Below are 14,819 nucleotides of genomic sequence, written 5' to 3'. Positions count from 1 at the left end.
ACCATGGCGACCGGGGCATCGGTTGCGGAGGCAGGCTCAGCGCCGTGCGAGGCAGTCGAGCAGGAAGTCCACCGTTGCCCGCACGCCGGGCAGCTGCCCGCGCCGGTGCGGCATCACCAGCGTGGTGGTCACGTGGCCGGCCGTCCACGCCGGCAGCACCCGTACCAGGACACCGGCCTGGAAGGCGGCGCGGCACATCCGCTCCGGAAGACAGGTCAGGCCGAGGCCGGCCTGGGCAGCGGCGAGCAACACGCGGCCCTCGTTGGCGATCATGCGCGCCACCGGCACGGCCTCCGCGCGGGCGCCGTCCGCGCCCGTCAGCGACCACGTCGTCGCGCCCGGGGCGGTGAGCAGCGCGTCGTGCGCGGCCAGATCCTGCGGCGAACGCGGCGCGCCGCGCTCGGCCAGGTACTGCGGCGCGGCGACGAGCACGATCGCCTCCGCTGCGGCCTGGCGCTGGATCAGCCCCGAATCGGGCAGCGGCGCGAAATGGCTGCGTACCGCGATGTCGTAGCCCTCCTGGACCAGGTCGACGAAACGATCGGTCACGTCGAGCTGCACGCCCAGGCGCGGATAAGCACGCGCCAGCGCGGGCAGGTGCTCGGCCAGCAGATCCTGCGCCGCCGGCACGCTGGCCGTGATGCGCACCGTGCCGCTGGGTTCGGCGACGCGCCTGCGCACGATCTCCTCGGCGGCCTCGGTCTCGATCAGCGCGGCACGCGCATGCTCGTGGAAATCGCGGCCGGTGTCTGTGAGCGCGAAGCTGCGCGAGGTGCGGTGGATCAGGCGCACGCCCAGGGCTTCCTCGAGCGCGGCCACGCGCTTGCTGATCGTCGACTTGGGAACGCCCAGCCGGCGCGAGGCGGCCGCGAACCCGCCGTGCTCGACGGCGGCGGCGAACAGGACCAGATCGTTGAGGTTGAGCATCGCCGGAAAGTACACAAACGTGGACTTTACGTCCATTTTTTGCCGACTACTCGACCAAGGTCCACGCTAATACCGTATCTCCACCCCGCAACCGCGGCTTTCTCTGGAGATCCCCGCATGTCCCCGATCCTGTTCTACGGCGTCCCCTCCGGCTGCTCCTTCGGCTCCATCGTCGCCCTCGAATGGCTGGGCGCGCCCTACCGCCTGTGCCGGATGGAAATGCCGGAGATGGTGCATACCGACGCCTACCGCCGCCTCAATCCCCTCGCCGAGACGCCCACGCTGCTCACCGCCGAGGGCGTCGCGCTGAGCGAGAGCCTGGCCATCCTCAACCACATCGCCGCGCAGGGCATCGACCGCGGCCTCGGCTTCGCCCAAGGCACGGCCGACTTCGACCGGCTCAACCGCATGCTGGCCTTCCTCAACACGACCTTCTTCAACGCCTTCGGCCCGCTCTGGCACGCGCTCGAACATGCCATCGACGGCGAGGCCAAGACCGCCCTGACCGAATACGGGCGCGGCAAGGTCGAGAAGGCGCACGCGGAGCTCGACGCGATGCTCGAGGGCAAGGAGTGGCTGCTCGGCGAGCGGCGCTCGCTGGCCGACGCCTACTTCATCGGCATCGCGCGCTGGACGCAGTACCACGAGGTGATCGACCGCCGCGACTATCCGAACGTGCAGCGCCTGTACGACAGGCTCGAAGCCGATCCGGCGGTGATGTTCGCGCACGCCATCGAACAGGGCGTGCCGGCGCAGGGCGCGGGAGGATTCGAGGGCGAGATCGGCCTGGATGCGGCGCTGGGCGGACTCCGGCGCGCCGCCTGATCAACGACCGTCGCTGGCCGTCGCCCAGATCGCCAGGCCCTCCAGCACCAGCGACGGTGCGGCGCGTGCTTGCGGCAGGCGTTCGAACAGCACCTCGGCGCCGCCGCCGTGCACCAGCAGGCGCGGCGCCTGTCCGAGCAGGTCGGTCGCCGCGCGCAGGCTGCGCTCCACCAGGGCCAGCGCCGCGCCGTCGCAGCCGGAGGCCAAGGCATCGTCGGTGTCGTCGGCGAACTCGGCGTAGCGCCCGCCCTGTTCGGGCAGCTGCGCGGCGCGCGCATGCAGGACCGCGCGCATCAGCGCCGGCGACGGCGCGATGCGCCCGCCGCGATGGCGGCCGTCGCCATCGAGCAGGTCGATGGTGAGCGCGGTGCCGATGCCGGCCAGCAGCGTCGGCGCCCGATCGCGCGCCCGCGCCGCCAGCAGGGCGAGAAAACGATCGACGCCCAGCCGCTCCGGCCGGGCATAGGCGATGCGAACCTCGCCGAAACGCGCCTGCGTGCGCGCCAGCGAAATGCGTCCGCAGCGCTGGGTCAGCGCGTCGAGCAGCGCGACGCGCAAGGCGGGCTGCGCCACGCTCGACACGTAGGCGGCCTCGATCCGCTCCGGCAGCGCCGCCTGCCAGTCCCGGCCGAAGCCGGCGCCGTCGTGCGCGAGATGCACGATGCCGCCGAGGCCGCCGTCCTCGCGCAGCGGCGCGCACTTCAGGCGCGAGTTGCCCAGGTCGAACAGCCAGACCGTCATCGCGCGCGCACGCTCACTTCGCCGGCATGGAAGCTGCGCTCGCCTTCGGGCAGGCGCACGCGCAGCGCGCCGTCCGCCGCCAGGCCGAGCGCGGTGCCGCGGTGGACGGGCGCATCCCGGGATTCGGCGCCGTGCACCGCCACCTCGCGCCCGGCCAGCGCGTCCAGGGCTGCATGGCGCGGCAGGAACGGCGCCAGTCCTTCGCGATCGAACAGGTCCAGCGCCGGCAACAGCCGGGCCAGCAATGCCGCGGCGACGCGGTTGCGGTCGGGAGACGTCTGCGCCAGCGCGGCAAGGTCGATCCAGGGCTGCTCGATACCGGCCGTGGCGGCTTCCGGCATGCGCACGTTGAGCCCGAGGCCGATCACCGCGCGCACCGGACCGGCATGCTCGCCTCCGCCCTCGACCAGCAGCCCGCCCAGCTTGCGCAGCTCCGGCGCCGCGCCGCCGCCTTCGGCCACGACCAGATCGTTCGGCCATTTCAGGCGCACGCCGGCGATGCCGAGGGCTTGCAGCGCCTCGGCTGCGGCGACCCCGGCGACCAGGCTCAGTCCGCCCAGTCGCGCCAGCCCGCCTTCGAAGCCGCGCACCAGGGACAAGTAGAGATTCGCGGCCAGTGGCGAGGCCCAGTGGCGTCCGCGCCGGCCGCGCCCCCCGGTCTGGCGCTCGGCCAGCAGGATCTCCGCATAGCCGGCGGCGGGCGCCGGGCGGCGCAGCAGTTCCGAGTTGGTGGAATCCAGCGACCAGGCGACCTCCAGCGCGGCCACCTGTGCGCGCGTCTGCGCCGGCAGGCCCGCCAGGATCGTCTCGGCCGCCAGCAGCGACAGCGGCTGCGCCAGGGCGTAGCCGCGGCCAGGGCGGGCCTCGATCGCCACCCCCGCCTCGCGCAGGGCCTCGATCCGCTTCCAGACCGCCGCCCTTGTCTGCCCGCTGTCGCTGGCCAGCGCGTCGCCCGTGGCGGGACCGGCGATCAGGCGTTCGAGCAGGGCGCGTTCGGCGTTCATGCGGCCATTATGCCGCGCGCCCCGAAAGCCAAGCCCGAAGCGCGGGCCGGATGCCGGCGCCGGACGGCGGGCTGAGGCCTGGCGCGACGCCCCGCCAGGCGCCACGGATTTGCTGCGAAGCAGCATGGGTTTCCCTGCAGCCGCGCGATTGTCGGGGTATAGTCCGCTGTCGACCAGGGCCTTTCCAGGATCGGAATACCGCCATGTCCCCCCGCCCCGCCGTTTGCCTGCTGCTGTTTTGCATCAGCTTCCCGCTGATGGCGCAAGAAGCCCGCCGCCTCGGCCCGAACGGCGGCGGCGCGTGCATGGACATGCCCGCGCACACCGACGAGGATCATGCGCCCGCCACGCCGGTGGTCGCGGCCAAGCCGGCGCCGGTGCGCAAGGTCGGCAAGACCAAGCCCGTGGTGCCGCGCGAGAACGGCGACATGGGCGACGTGCGTCCGCCGCGCTGGCACAGCTTCCTGCCGGGCATGTTCCGCTGAGCCGATGCACGCGGCGCCGCGCGGGCGCCGAGACAAACCTGGCCTGACGAAACCTCTTCGCCGCTCGACGTGCGCAAGCTGATCCGCCGCCTGCTTGCAGGCGCCACGCCCGAACCGATTTCCCCCGAACGCTGGCAGGCCTTGCGCGCCCGCGCGCGCTGGATCGCCGCGCTCGACGGCGAGCGCGAAGGACGCCTGCAGGCATTGGCGTCCCGCTTCCTGCACGAGAAGACCATCACGCCGGTCGGCGACCTGTCGCTGGACGAGGACCGGCGTGCGCTGCTCGCCGCGCTGTGCTGCCTGCCGCTGCTGGAGTTCGGCGCCGAGGGCCTGCACGGCTGGTCGCAGCTGATCGTCTATCCGGACGCGTTCCGCGTGAACCGCAGCCACGTCGACGCCGCCGGCGTGCTGCACGAGTGGGACGACGAGCTGAGCGGCGAATCCTGGGAACACGGGCCGCTGATCCTGTCCTGGGCCGACATCCAGGCCGATCTCGACGAACCCGACGCCGGCTTCTGCGTCGCCGTGCACGAGATGGCGCACAAGCTCGACGCGCTCGACGGCGTCCTGGACGGTACGCCGCCGTTGCCGCGCGCCTGGCAGACGCAATGGGCGCGCGACTTCCAGCACGCCTACGATGCTTTCGCCGCCGAGGTCGACCGCGGCCGCGAGACCGCCATCGATGCCTACGCCGCCGAGGCGCCGGAGGAATTCTTCGCCGTGTGCAGCGAGTACCACTTCAGCGATCCGCGCACGCTGCAGGCGCAGATGCCGGCGGTGGCCGCGCACCTGGCGCGCCTGTACGGACCTTCGCCTTTCGGCGCGGAGAAATAGGCAGCCGGCGGCCCGGCGCGGGATTCGCGCCGGCCGCCCGCTTCACAGCCCGGGCGGCAGCGTGATCTCGAAGCGCGCCCCGTCCAGTTCCGGCGACGGGCCGACGTTGAGCACGCCGCGATAGCTGCGCACGATGTCCTGCACGATGGCCAGGCCGATGCCATGGCCCTGCACGCGCTCGTCGCCGCGCACCCCGCGCTGCAGCACGTGGGCGATGCGATCGTCGGGGATGCCCGGGCCGTCGTCGTCCACCGCCAGGATCAGGCCGGGGCGGCGCCCGGCGGAACTGGCGCCGGCCTGCACGGTGAGCAGCACGCGCGACTTGGCCCACTTGAAGGCGTTCTCCAGCAGGTTGCCCAGCAGCTCCTGCAGGTCGCCCGGCTCGCCGTGGAAGCGCGCCTGGCCGTCGATCTCGAACTCGCAGATCACGCCCTTGCGCGAATAGATCTTCTCCAGCCCGCGCACGATCTGCTCGGCGTGCGGCTCGATCAGGATCGGCGCGGCGAACAGCTTGTGGCCGCCGGAGGCGGCGCGGCTGAGCTGGTAGCCGACCATGTCGTTCATGCGCCGCAGCTGCGTGGCCACCTCCTCGCGCAGCTCCGACTCGCTGGCGTCGCCGTCCAGGCGCGTGCGCAGCACCGCCAGCGGCGTCTTCAGGCTGTGCGCGAGATCGGCCATGGTGTTGCGCTGGCGCTCCAGGTTCTCGCGCTCGCTCTCGATCAGCGCGTTGATGCTCTCGGTCAGCGGCGCCAGTTCGCGCGGGTGCTGCTCGCTCATGCGGTTGGCCTGGCCGCGCTGCACGCGCTTGAGCTCGGCGACCACGTTGTCGAGCGGGCGCAGGCTCCAGCGCAGGATGAGGATCTGCAGCAGCAGCAGGCCGACGCCGCTGATGCCGAGGTAGCTCCACAACGCCCCGCGGAACAGGCGGATCTGCCGCGCCAGCGTGCCCTCGTCCTCCATCACGTAGACGGTGTAGGGGATCTCGACCTCGCCGCCGCCGTCGGCTTCCTGCACGTAGGTCAGGCCGATGCCGTAGCGGAAGACCTCGCCGTGGGACCCGTCGGTGTTGGTGATCGCGATCGGCCCGCGGAACTCCTCCTGCTTGGGCGCGAGCATGTTCACTTCCGGCAGTTGCGGGCCGCGGGTGGACATCGACTCCCAGCGCAGCTCGCGCGAGACGATCGCCGCGTACAGGCCGCTGCCGGGCCGGTCGAAGCGCGGGTCCGGCGGCACTTCTGGCACGTAGATGTCGCCGTTGCGGAAGAACTCGACGCTGCCGGCATAGTTGAAGGCGTAGGCGCGCAGGCGGTCGCGCTGCAGCTGGCCGGCGACGTTGACGAAGGCCAGGTACAGCACGTACCCGGTCAGGGCCACGAAGGCGACCAGGATGATGCTCGCGGTCAGCAGTTGCCGGGCCCGCAGCGAACGCGGGCGCCAGGCCGGCAGCAGGGGTTTGCGTGGGGTCGCCATGCGCTGTGGGAGTCTACCGGCTCGCGCCCGGGAACGAGCGCCTCGCGCCCATCTCCCGCCGGGAACGGCAGCGGCGATGGCGGTGGGAAGGGAGGGTCCCCCGCACCGGCGGGAGACGGATCAGCGGCAGACGGCGCCGGCACGCGCCCTCGCGCGCGCCGGCCGGCGTCGGCGGCTCAGTTCTCGCCGCTGCGCGGGATGGCGAAGCGGTAGCCGCGGCCGCGCACGGTTTCGATCGGCTTGAGCGCGCCTTCCGGGTCGAGCTTCTTGCGCAGGCGGCCGATGAAGACCTCCAGCACGTTCGAGTCGCGGTCGAAGTCCTGCTGGTAGATGTGCTCGGTCAGGTCGGCCTTCGAGACCAGCTCGCCGGCATGCATCATCAGGTACTCCAGCACCTTGTACTCGTAGCTGGTGAGGTCGACGTTGGCGCCGTTGACCGTGACCGTCTGCGCGGCCAGGTCGAGCACTACCGCGCCGCACTCCAGCGTCGGCTTGCTCCAGCCGGCGGCGCGACGCACCAGGGCGTTGATGCGCGCCAGCAGTTCCTCGACGTGGAAGGGCTTGACCAGGTAGTCGTCGGCGCCCTGCTTCAGGCCGTCGACCTTGTCCTGCCAGCTCGAGCGCGCGGTGAGGATCAGCACCGGAAACTGCTTGCCCTCGTCGCGCAGCGCCTTGACCAGCTCCATGCCCGACATCTTGGGCAGGCCCAGGTCGATGATGCCGACGTCGAAGGGAACCTCGCGCCCCATGTAGAGGCCTTCTTCCCCGTCTTGCGCGGCATCCACGGCAAATCCCTCACGCTTCAGGCGTGCGGCCAGGGTCTCGCGCAGGGGGGCTTCGTCCTCGACGAGCAGAATTCGCATCGGCTACTCCAGACATGCGGCGTTGCGGGCAACGGCCGGGGGCGGTGTGTATGGGATTGGCAAGCTTGGAAGCTTAATCGTCATCGCCGCGTGTAGGCGATTGACGACGCTGTTGCGGATCGTCCATGTACGTGCGGACGCGCCCGCGCTCGTCCATGATCTTGATCCGGCTGACGTCGCGGCCATCGTACTGGATGCGCTCGGCGCGCAGCACCTGGCCGCCGGGCATGTTGCGTTCGGCGTTGCGCACCGCGTTGGACAACTCGTCCTGCCGGCGCGGCTGGCGCATCTGCGGTTCCATGCGGTCGCGGTCGGACAGGCGCTGCATCATCTGGCCGCGATCGACGCCCCGCCCATGGTCGCCGCCGCGACGGTCCTGCGCCCACGCGCCGGCCGACGCCAAGGCGGCGCAGGCGAGCAGCAACGGGAACAGGCGGAGCGGGCGGCGCATGGTCGGGACAATTCCTTGGTAGGCCGGCTCCGGTCGAAGCCGACGGCGGTTGGGTCGTAGAGGATTCTCAAAATCCGGCGGTGAATCCGTCCTTAACTTTTCTTTTGCGGGATGGCCCTCATTCATGTCACCCCACCGGAAGCGCATCCATCGTCCTTGTACCACCCCGGGACGACGCCGGCATGGCCGGGAGCATCAATAGATCTCGGCGACGCAACAGCGCAGCGAGCCTCCCGCCGCCTCGATGGCCTCCAGGGCCACGTCCCGTACCGCGAACCCGGTCGCGGCCAGCGCGGCGCGCTTGCCCGGCGCCAGCGCCGCGGCGGCAGCGGCGCTCATCCAGACGCCATCTTCCGACAACGCGATGGCATTTCCGGCGAACGCCTGCTTTTCCTGCGGTGACAGCCGGATCGCGTGCGGCGCGTACAGGGCCGCGATCGTCTCGGCCGCGGCGGCCTCGGCGAAGCCGTCCGGGCACAGCAGCGCGGCACGGCCGGCCAGGATCGCCAGCACCACGTTGGTGTGGTATTCGCCCGGCGCCAGGTCGAACAGCAGGGTCGCGCGCAGGCCGAAGGCCTCGTGCATCAGCGCCGCGCCGGCCTCGTCGCAGCGTTCGGACAGGCCGCAATAGCCCAGACCCCGTGCCCGGTCGATCACCAGCGCGCCGGTCAGCTCGCAGGGATGGGGCTGGGCGGACAGGTCGATCTCGCCATAGCCGAGCACGTCCCGGAAGAAGCCGCGGATGTCGGGGCGCTCGGCCTCGCGTCGGCGTACCGGGTGGCGCATGCGGCCGACCACCAGCCGGCCCGGGGCCGCGGCGAAGACGTTGTTGGGAAACAGCGCGTCGGGCGTGTCCGGCGCGCCGGGGAAGCACAGTACCGGCAAGTCCGCCGACAGCGCCCGCTGCAGCGCGCGATGCTGGCGCGAGGCCTGGGCCGGATCGAAGGCGCCCGCCTCGGCCATGTAGTGGTTGTCGCTGGCCGACTGCTCGGCCCGGGCGAAGCCGTCGGGCGCCACCAGGAAGGCGGCCTTCGCGGTCGCCGGCCCGAAGTCCGGCGCGCAGGCCCGCGCCGCCTGCAGGAACGCGGCGCAATCGCGGGTGATCAGGCCCATGACGGATGCGCCCGGCCGATCAGGCAGCGGCCCGCGCCGGACCGTCGGTCACCGCCAGCGCCGCCTCCACCAGCGACCAGTCGGCACCCGGCCGGTGCGCGCCCTCGCTGAGGATCTGCCGGAACGCGCGTCCGCCGCGCTCGCCGTGGAACAGGCCGAGCACGTGGCGGGTGAGATGCTTGAGCGGCACCCCGCGCGCGAGCTGCGCCTCGGCGTAGGGGCGCAGCGCCCGCAGCAGTTCGGCGCGCGGCCTGGGCTCGGCGCCGGCGAGCCGGGCATCCAGACGATGCAGCTCATAGGGATCGTGATACGCCGCGCGGCCGAGCATCACGCCGTCGGCCTGTTCCAGGTGCGTGAGCGCCGCGTCCGCCGCGACGATGCCGCCGTTGACGATCACCGTCAGCGCCGGCCGCTCGCGCTTGAGCGCGTACGCCCACTCGTAGCGCAGCGGCGGCACCTCGCGGTTTTCCTTCGGCGAGAGCCCCTTGAGCCAGGCGTTGCGGGCATGCACCACGAAGATCTCGCAGCCGGCGGCCGCGACCGTGTCGACGAAGTCGCGGAACACCTCGTAGCGGTCCTCGTCGTCGACGCCGAGCCGGCATTTCACCGTCACCGGCACCGGGTGCGCCGAGGCCGCGACCGAAGCGATCATCGCCGCCACGCTCTCGGCCACCAGCGCCGGCTCGCGCATCAGGCAGGCGCCGAAGCGCCCGGCCTGCACCCGGTCGGACGGACAGCCGACGTTGAGATTGATCTCGTCGAAGCCGCGCTCGGCGCCGATCCGCGCCGCCCGCGCCAGCAACTCCGGCTCGCTGCCGCCCAGCTGCAGCGCCACCGGATGCTCGCTGGCATCCATCGCCAGCAGCCGGCCCAGGTCGCCGTGCAGCACCGCGTTGGCATGCACCATCTCCGTGTACAGGCGCGCGCCCGGCGCCAGGAGCCGGTGGAACACGCGGCAGTGCGTGTCCGTCCAGTCCATCATCGGGGCGACGGACAGGCGCCAATCGCAAAACCGCTCGTTTCCAGGCTTTCTTTCCATGCTTCTCTGATCTTGGCACACCACAAACTTCATCAAAAACCCGCAGCCGCCTGGCGCCAATGGTGTGCCACAGATGCCCGGTACGCCAATGGCTACCGTTCAGCCGTGGCGGCAAGGCTGGGACGATTGTCCGCCGAAAGGGGACCGCGCCACGGCACCATGCAAAGGAGCGATCCTAGGCGCACATGGCCGAAGCTGCAGGCACGACGCATTTTCGCTCGACTGGAATGACCAGGGCGCATGCACCGCCATTGCCGTGTACCGCGCGTCCTGCGGCGGCAGCCGGACAAAGATTATTCAGTTCTTCAAGCTCGGATAGGGGCCGTTCGTGAAATCGATCCCGTCGCAATTGACTTTGTAGTCCTTGGCGACGCTGGCTCCGACCACATTCTCGAGGAAGTACGTCAAACGGCCTCGATCGAATACTTCCGAATAGACGTCTGCCTTGTGCTTGTCAAGATCGGCGCAATATTTAGCCACCTTGTCGAGACAGCCCGGCTCCCCTTCGCAGGTCGCCGCGCTGACTTCGGCAAGAGACGAACCCGAACCCTTGCCGTCGCAGTGGTACATATCCAGATAAATGATGCGCTTCTGGGCGCCACAAACGAACTGGTATCCGTCAACGATATGGTGATCCGCTTCACCAGGGCGAAGCGGCTCATAACGCATCGCGCTTTCGAACATCCTATCGAATTCCGCCCTCGGCAAATTCTTCGGCAACGGCGTCCGCTCGCCATAGTTTCCCAAGCGCTCGAAAGCCGGTTCGGCTCCGTTCTCGCAGGCCAACCTGGACAAGTAATCGTGTTCGCCCTGCGGCTTGCATACTTCAATGGGGAACTCTTTCGTTTCCCCGGCGGCCCGGGCGTCGGCTTGGGGTTCGCTGGCCGGCGCATTGCCGGAAAGCGAGAGAAAAACCGCGAACGAATGGACGACGAAGCGCTGCATGACTCCCCCGTATGCGAGCCACCCATTTCCCTAAATGGGTTTCGCGAGAACGCTACCATACCCGCTTCCAGGCTGAGAAGGCCAAGCCGGGGCGACCTGCTCCCCGGCCTCCAGCACGCCCCCACGCCCGGCTTGGCAGGTGTTCGATGCGAGGGACGCAGCGGATCGGAGTCGTGGGCAACTACATCCTGACCCACTCCACGCCGCCATGACTGCGATGCTCACTCCTGCACCAGCGCGTATCACACAGCGGACACTGCAAATATTCCTTCGTCCACCCTATTGGCGTCCTGGGCACCGAGCAGGGGGCCATTCTCCCGGCCTCATCGCTCCATGGACGATCGGGGTTTGCCGCAATCTTCTCGCAATCCTCGCATTGCATCGCATTCCTCCCTTGCGCGGATGAACCGCTGAACCATGAAAGACATTATCGGTCTTCAATCCATCACGGGCTGGTCCGCGCCGCCGTCGCACTGATCGGCCTGCACACCAGGACGGTCTTGCCCTCCCCGTCCCGCTGCCTGGTCGGAGGCCGGCGATGCATGAACCACTCGCGCGGGTATTCGACCGCGACATTGCGACTGCCGAACGGCTCGGCCTCCTCGATCCGTTCCAGCAGATAGAACTGCGAGCCGAAGGACAGCGCCACGCGCAGCGGCGGATAGCGCGACGCCTTCGCGGGCATCCCAAGCCTGGCGCGGATCTCCGGCGGCATCGTGCCGGCGGGCGAGAAACAGGCGGGCTGGCCGCCGCCGAGATTGAGCGTGGCCAGGACCAGCCCTCCGACGAAGGACGCCCCCGGCGGCGTGAAAACCGACACGACGAAGATCAATGCCGGCACGGCCATCCACCACGGGAGCGGGGTTCCCTCCGGTCGTGACCGTTCCCTACCGACCATGCCGATCCATGCGAAGCCGATCGCCACCGCGATCGGCGCCATCACTAGGGCGGCCAACGCGATCGAGGTCGCCAGCTGGGGCGCGAACCATTGCAAGGCCCAGCGTTCGATCTCCGGCCAGATCTGCAAGGGCACGATCAAGGCGATGACCAGCAGCGTCCAGACCACGAAGATGGCCAGGTACGCCAGCGCGGCCTGGTAGATCACCCAATCCTCCACCAGCGCATCCCGGGCGCGGAGCTTCACCCGCCAGATGAAGGAGACAAGCCCGACCAGCACTGCCGGCAGCAGAGAGAACCGGGCCTCGCCTTCCAGGAAAGTCGCGGCCAACAGCGCCCAGTCGAACGCGAACACAGGCAGCGCGAGGACGAACATCAGGCTCGCGATTCTTTTTTCCTTGACGAAAAGCAGATCGAACCCCTGTCCCACCCCCAATGCGCTGAGCAATCCGGGGGCCATCAGGTAGGCGGCCGTCAAGGCGATGATCAGCGCGGCGACGCCCGCGATCAGGACGAGCAGCGCCACCACGTCCGACAGGGGCGTCGAAAAAGGAATGCCGTATTCGAGACCGTAGAAGTAGAGCAGCGAGAACCCGATCGGCACCGACAGCGGAACGGCCAGCGCGACGGCGCTGGACATCGATTTCAGGTGCGCGCAGGCGCGCGTCCACTTCCGCCGGTTGCTCATGATGACTCCCTGCGCCGCACTGGCGGCATCCGTCCCAGTGCCCATCAGAGCCGTCACCCTGTCGAGGGGAAGTCGACGCCGCTCAGCGCGGCGCCATCGCGCGGCGGATGATGCGGGTGGTGACCAGGTGATAGGACGTCGGGAACAGGCGCACGATGCGGTCGAGCAGCCGCGCGTCGCGTCCGATCAGCACGCGGCGCCGGTTGCGCTCCACGCCCTGCAGGATGGTGCGGGCGGCCGCCTCGGGGGTGGTGATGAACAGTTTCTCCGCCTTCTCGCCGCGGTCGCGCTCGTCCATGCCGATGTCGCGGATCGAGGCGCTGGTGCGCGCGGCGCGGGCGATGTTGGTCTTGATGCCGCCCGGATGTACGCAGGTGGCGCCGACCGGCAATCCCGCCAGGTCCAGTTCCTGGCGCAGGGCCTCGGTGAAGCCGCGCACGGCGAACTTGCTGGCGTTGTAGGCGCTCTGCCCCGGAATGCCGGCCAGGCCGAAGACGCTGGAGATGTTGACCACGTGGCCCTCGCCCGAGGCCTTCAGGTGCGGCAGGAAGGCCTTGGTGCCGTGGACCACGCCCCAGAAGTTGATGCCGAACAGCCATTCGAAGTCGTCGTAGGTCATGCCCTCGACGGTGGCGCTGAGCGCGACGCCGGCGTTGTTGAAGACCAGGTTGACCTTGCCGTGCTCACGCGCCACCTGCTCGGCCCAGGCGAACACGGCCTCGCGCCGCGAGACATCGAGCGTGGCGGTGGTGATCTTCAGCCCGGGCCGCGCCTGCGCCGCGCGCTGGGCGGTCTGCGCCAGCCCGTCGGCCTGGATGTCGCTCAGCGCAAGATGGCAGCCGCGCGCGGCCAGGTCGAGCGCCAGCGCGCGGCCGATGCCGGACCCGGCGCCGGTGATCGCGGCCACCCGGCCGTCGAAGCGCTTCACGCCTGCCTCCGCGCGCGGCCGCGCCGCAGGAACGCGCGCGGGCTCAAGCGGCGGCCCCGCCGACGGCCAGCGCGGTGTCGGCGCCGGCGCGCGAGAACTGCAGGTTCGGATCCTCGATCGCGCCGAAGCGCATCACTTTCAGGTCCAGCAGGTAGTTCTGCGGCATGCGCCACGGCGCCTGGCTGCCCTGCCTGGGCAGGATGGCGGCGGCGCGGGTGATGTAGCCGGAATTGAGGTTGAGCAAGGGCTGGGGCTGCATGTCGGCGGGATCGCAGCGGGCCACGCATTGCCGGTAGCCGTGCCGGTCCATGTAGTTGAGCAGGCGGCAGACGTAGGTCGAGGCGAGATCGGCGCGCAGGGTCCACGAGGCGTTGGTGTAGCCGACGCAGAAGGCGAAGTTCGGCACGTGGCTGACCATCAGGCCCTTGTAGACGTATTCCTCGCCGCTGTGCACGGCCTTGCCGTCGACCGTGACCTGCAGGCCGCCGAGCAGCTGCAGCTGCAGGCCGGTGGCGCTGACCACCACGTCCGCGGCCAGCGCCTTGCCGGACCGCAGGCGCACGCCGTCGGCGGTGAAGGTGTCGATATGGTCGGTTTCCACCGAGGCCTTGCCCGAGCCGATCGCCTTGAACAGGTCCGAGTCCGGAATCAGGCACAGGCGCTGGTCCCAGGGCGCGTAGCGCGGGGCGAAGTGCGCATCGACGTCGTAGCCCTCGGGCAGCATCTTCTTCACGCCCAGGCGCAGCAGCTTCCTGGCCAGACCGGGCGCGCGCCGGCAGAACTGGAAGAAGGCCATGGTCAGCAGCACGTTCTTCCAGCGCGCCATGCGGTGGGCGAGGCGCTCGGGCAGCACGGCGCGGAACGCGTCGGCCACCACATCCTTCGACGGCAGATCGGCGATGTAGGTCGGCGAGCGCTGCAGCATGGTGACGTGCGCCGCGCGCTCGGCCAGCGCCGGCACCAGGGTGACGGCGGTGGCGCCGCTGCCGATGACCAGCACCCGCTTGCCGGTGTAGTCCAGGTCCTGCGGCCATTGCTGCGGATGCACCCATTGGCCGCGGTAGGCCTCGCGTCCCGGGAACTGCGGCGTGTAGCCCTGCGCGTAGTCGTAGTAGCCACTGCACAGGTACAGGAAGTCGCAGCTGAGGCGGCGGCGTCCGCCGTCGGCGAGATCGACCTCGAGCCGCCAGCGCGCCTCGTCCGAGGCGTAGGCGGCCGAGCGCACGCGATGGCCGAAGCGGATGTGGCGGTCGATGCCGAATTCGCGCGCGGTGTCCTTCAGGTAGCGCAGGATCGAGGCGCCGTCGGCGATGCTCTTGGCGTCCTTCCACGGCCGGAAGGGGAAGCCCAGCGTGAACATGTCCGAGTCCGAGCGCACGCCCGGATAGCGGAACAGGTCCCAGGTGCCGCCGAGGTCGGCGCGCGCCTCGAGGATCGCGTAGCGCTTGCCCGGGCAGTCGGTCTGCAGGCGGTAGCCGGCGCCGATGCCGGACAGGCCGGCGCCGACGACGAGGACGTCGAAATGCTCGAGGGGCGGACCGCTCACGGCGTTCGGAACTCCCGGGGGTGTCGGCGGACGACCCGCATCATCGCCGGGCGCGCGGCCAGG

At 70.2% G+C, this 14,819-nt stretch carries 15 protein-coding genes; 3 read left to right on the top strand and 12 right to left on the bottom strand.

Annotated elements, in window-relative coordinates; all coding sequences use genetic code 11:
* Positions 1-36: 36 nt before the first annotated feature.
* Entirely contained in the window at positions 37-963 is a 927-nt protein-coding gene (locus MD221_RS07260) for a LysR substrate-binding domain-containing protein (protein WP_242109076.1), read from the bottom strand.
* An 81-nt stretch (positions 964-1,044) separates the two neighbouring features.
* On the opposite strand from MD221_RS07260, the gene MD221_RS07255 reads away from it, so the two are divergent.
* On the top strand, positions 1,045-1,752 hold the full coding sequence (locus MD221_RS07255) for a glutathione S-transferase family protein (RefSeq protein ID WP_242109074.1): 708 nt from the start codon (positions 1,045-1,047) through the stop codon (positions 1,750-1,752).
* On the opposite strand, the gene MD221_RS07250 is transcribed toward MD221_RS07255, so the two are convergent.
* Positions 1,753-2,493 (bottom strand): type III pantothenate kinase, encoded by a 741-nt coding sequence (locus MD221_RS07250; RefSeq protein ID WP_242109072.1) that lies wholly within the window; start codon positions 2,491-2,493, stop codon positions 1,753-1,755.
* A complete protein-coding gene (gene birA, locus MD221_RS07245) occupies positions 2,490-3,497 on the bottom strand; it encodes a bifunctional biotin--[acetyl-CoA-carboxylase] ligase/biotin operon repressor BirA (protein WP_242109061.1) in 1,008 nt (335 codons plus the stop codon). The genes MD221_RS07250 and birA overlap by 4 nt, the downstream gene beginning before the upstream one ends.
* Positions 3,498-3,700: 203 nt before the next feature.
* Here birA and MD221_RS07240 point away from each other — a divergent pair, with 203 nt between their 5' ends.
* Both MD221_RS07240 and MD221_RS07235 read left to right on the top strand, forming a co-directional pair.
* Entirely contained in the window at positions 3,701-3,982 is a 282-nt protein-coding gene (locus MD221_RS07240; RefSeq protein ID WP_242109051.1) for a hypothetical protein, read from the top strand.
* A gap of 90 nt (positions 3,983-4,072) precedes the next feature.
* A complete protein-coding gene (locus MD221_RS07235) occupies positions 4,073-4,816 on the top strand; it encodes a M90 family metallopeptidase (protein ID WP_277928884.1) in 744 nt (247 codons plus the stop codon).
* Between the two features lie 42 nt (positions 4,817-4,858).
* On the opposite strand, the gene MD221_RS07230 is transcribed toward MD221_RS07235, so the two are convergent.
* The 9 genes from MD221_RS07230 to MD221_RS07190 all read right to left on the bottom strand — a co-directional run bounded on the left by MD221_RS07230 (position 4,859) and on the right by MD221_RS07190 (position 14,756).
* Positions 4,859-6,238, bottom strand: a complete 1,380-nt coding sequence (locus tag MD221_RS07230) for an ATP-binding protein (protein ID WP_242110660.1) — start codon at positions 6,236-6,238, stop codon at positions 4,859-4,861.
* Positions 6,239-6,462: 224 nt separating this feature from the next.
* The gene (locus MD221_RS07225; protein ID WP_242109042.1) at positions 6,463-7,149 is read right to left on the bottom strand and encodes a response regulator transcription factor; all 687 of its coding nucleotides are present in this window, start codon (positions 7,147-7,149) and stop codon (positions 6,463-6,465) included.
* A 73-nt stretch (positions 7,150-7,222) separates the two neighbouring features.
* Positions 7,223-7,600, bottom strand: coding sequence for a hypothetical protein (locus MD221_RS07220; protein WP_242109040.1), 378 nt, complete (start codon positions 7,598-7,600; stop codon positions 7,223-7,225).
* Between the two features lie 195 nt (positions 7,601-7,795).
* Positions 7,796-8,713 (bottom strand): arginine deiminase-related protein, encoded by a 918-nt coding sequence (locus tag MD221_RS07215; protein ID WP_242109038.1) that lies wholly within the window; start codon positions 8,711-8,713, stop codon positions 7,796-7,798.
* 19 nt (positions 8,714-8,732) lie between these two features.
* Complete coding sequence (gene dusA, locus MD221_RS07210; RefSeq protein ID WP_242109027.1) at positions 8,733-9,752, bottom strand: tRNA dihydrouridine(20/20a) synthase DusA; 1,020 nt, start codon at positions 9,750-9,752, stop codon at positions 8,733-8,735.
* Positions 9,753-10,049: 297 nt separating this feature from the next.
* A complete protein-coding gene (locus MD221_RS07205; protein WP_242109025.1) occupies positions 10,050-10,697 on the bottom strand; it encodes a hypothetical protein in 648 nt (215 codons plus the stop codon).
* 445 nt (positions 10,698-11,142) lie between these two features.
* Positions 11,143-12,282 (bottom strand): hypothetical protein, encoded by a 1,140-nt coding sequence (locus MD221_RS07200; protein ID WP_242109023.1) that lies wholly within the window; start codon positions 12,280-12,282, stop codon positions 11,143-11,145.
* A gap of 82 nt (positions 12,283-12,364) precedes the next feature.
* On the bottom strand, positions 12,365-13,210 hold the full coding sequence (locus MD221_RS07195) for an SDR family NAD(P)-dependent oxidoreductase (protein ID WP_242109021.1): 846 nt from the start codon (positions 13,208-13,210) through the stop codon (positions 12,365-12,367).
* A gap of 43 nt (positions 13,211-13,253) precedes the next feature.
* The gene (locus MD221_RS07190; RefSeq protein WP_242109019.1) at positions 13,254-14,756 is read right to left on the bottom strand and encodes a flavin-containing monooxygenase; all 1,503 of its coding nucleotides are present in this window, start codon (positions 14,754-14,756) and stop codon (positions 13,254-13,256) included.
* Between the last annotated feature and the right edge of the window lie 63 nt (positions 14,757-14,819).

The organism is Luteimonas aquatica (genome assembly GCF_022662575.1).
GTDB lineage: Bacteria > Pseudomonadota > Gammaproteobacteria > Xanthomonadales > Xanthomonadaceae > Luteimonas > Luteimonas aquatica.
Note: the sequence above shows the minus strand (reverse complement) of the source record. Positions and strands in the feature narration are given on the sequence as shown.

Coding starts and splice junctions, on each gene's coding strand:
- MD221_RS07225 (WP_242109042.1), bottom strand. CDS start 7,149: ATGCGAATTCTGCTCGTCGAGGACGAAGCCCCCCTGCGCGAGACCCTG.
- MD221_RS07200 (WP_242109023.1), bottom strand. CDS start 12,282: ATGAGCAACCGGCGGAAGTGGACGCGCGCCTGCGCGCACCTGAAATCG.
- MD221_RS07260 (WP_242109076.1), bottom strand. CDS start 963: ATGGACGTAAAGTCCACGTTTGTGTACTTTCCGGCGATGCTCAACCTC.
- MD221_RS07215 (WP_242109038.1), bottom strand. CDS start 8,713: ATGGGCCTGATCACCCGCGATTGCGCCGCGTTCCTGCAGGCGGCGCGG.
- dusA (WP_242109027.1), bottom strand. CDS start 9,752: ATGGAAAGAAAGCCTGGAAACGAGCGGTTTTGCGATTGGCGCCTGTCC.
- MD221_RS07220 (WP_242109040.1), bottom strand. CDS start 7,600: ATGCGCCGCCCGCTCCGCCTGTTCCCGTTGCTGCTCGCCTGCGCCGCC.
- birA (WP_242109061.1), bottom strand. CDS start 3,497: ATGAACGCCGAACGCGCCCTGCTCGAACGCCTGATCGCCGGTCCCGCC.
- MD221_RS07255 (WP_242109074.1), top strand. CDS start 1,045: ATGTCCCCGATCCTGTTCTACGGCGTCCCCTCCGGCTGCTCCTTCGGC.
- MD221_RS07205 (WP_242109025.1), bottom strand. CDS start 10,697: ATGCAGCGCTTCGTCGTCCATTCGTTCGCGGTTTTTCTCTCGCTTTCC.
- MD221_RS07240 (WP_242109051.1), top strand. CDS start 3,701: ATGTCCCCCCGCCCCGCCGTTTGCCTGCTGCTGTTTTGCATCAGCTTC.
- MD221_RS07250 (WP_242109072.1), bottom strand. CDS start 2,493: ATGACGGTCTGGCTGTTCGACCTGGGCAACTCGCGCCTGAAGTGCGCG.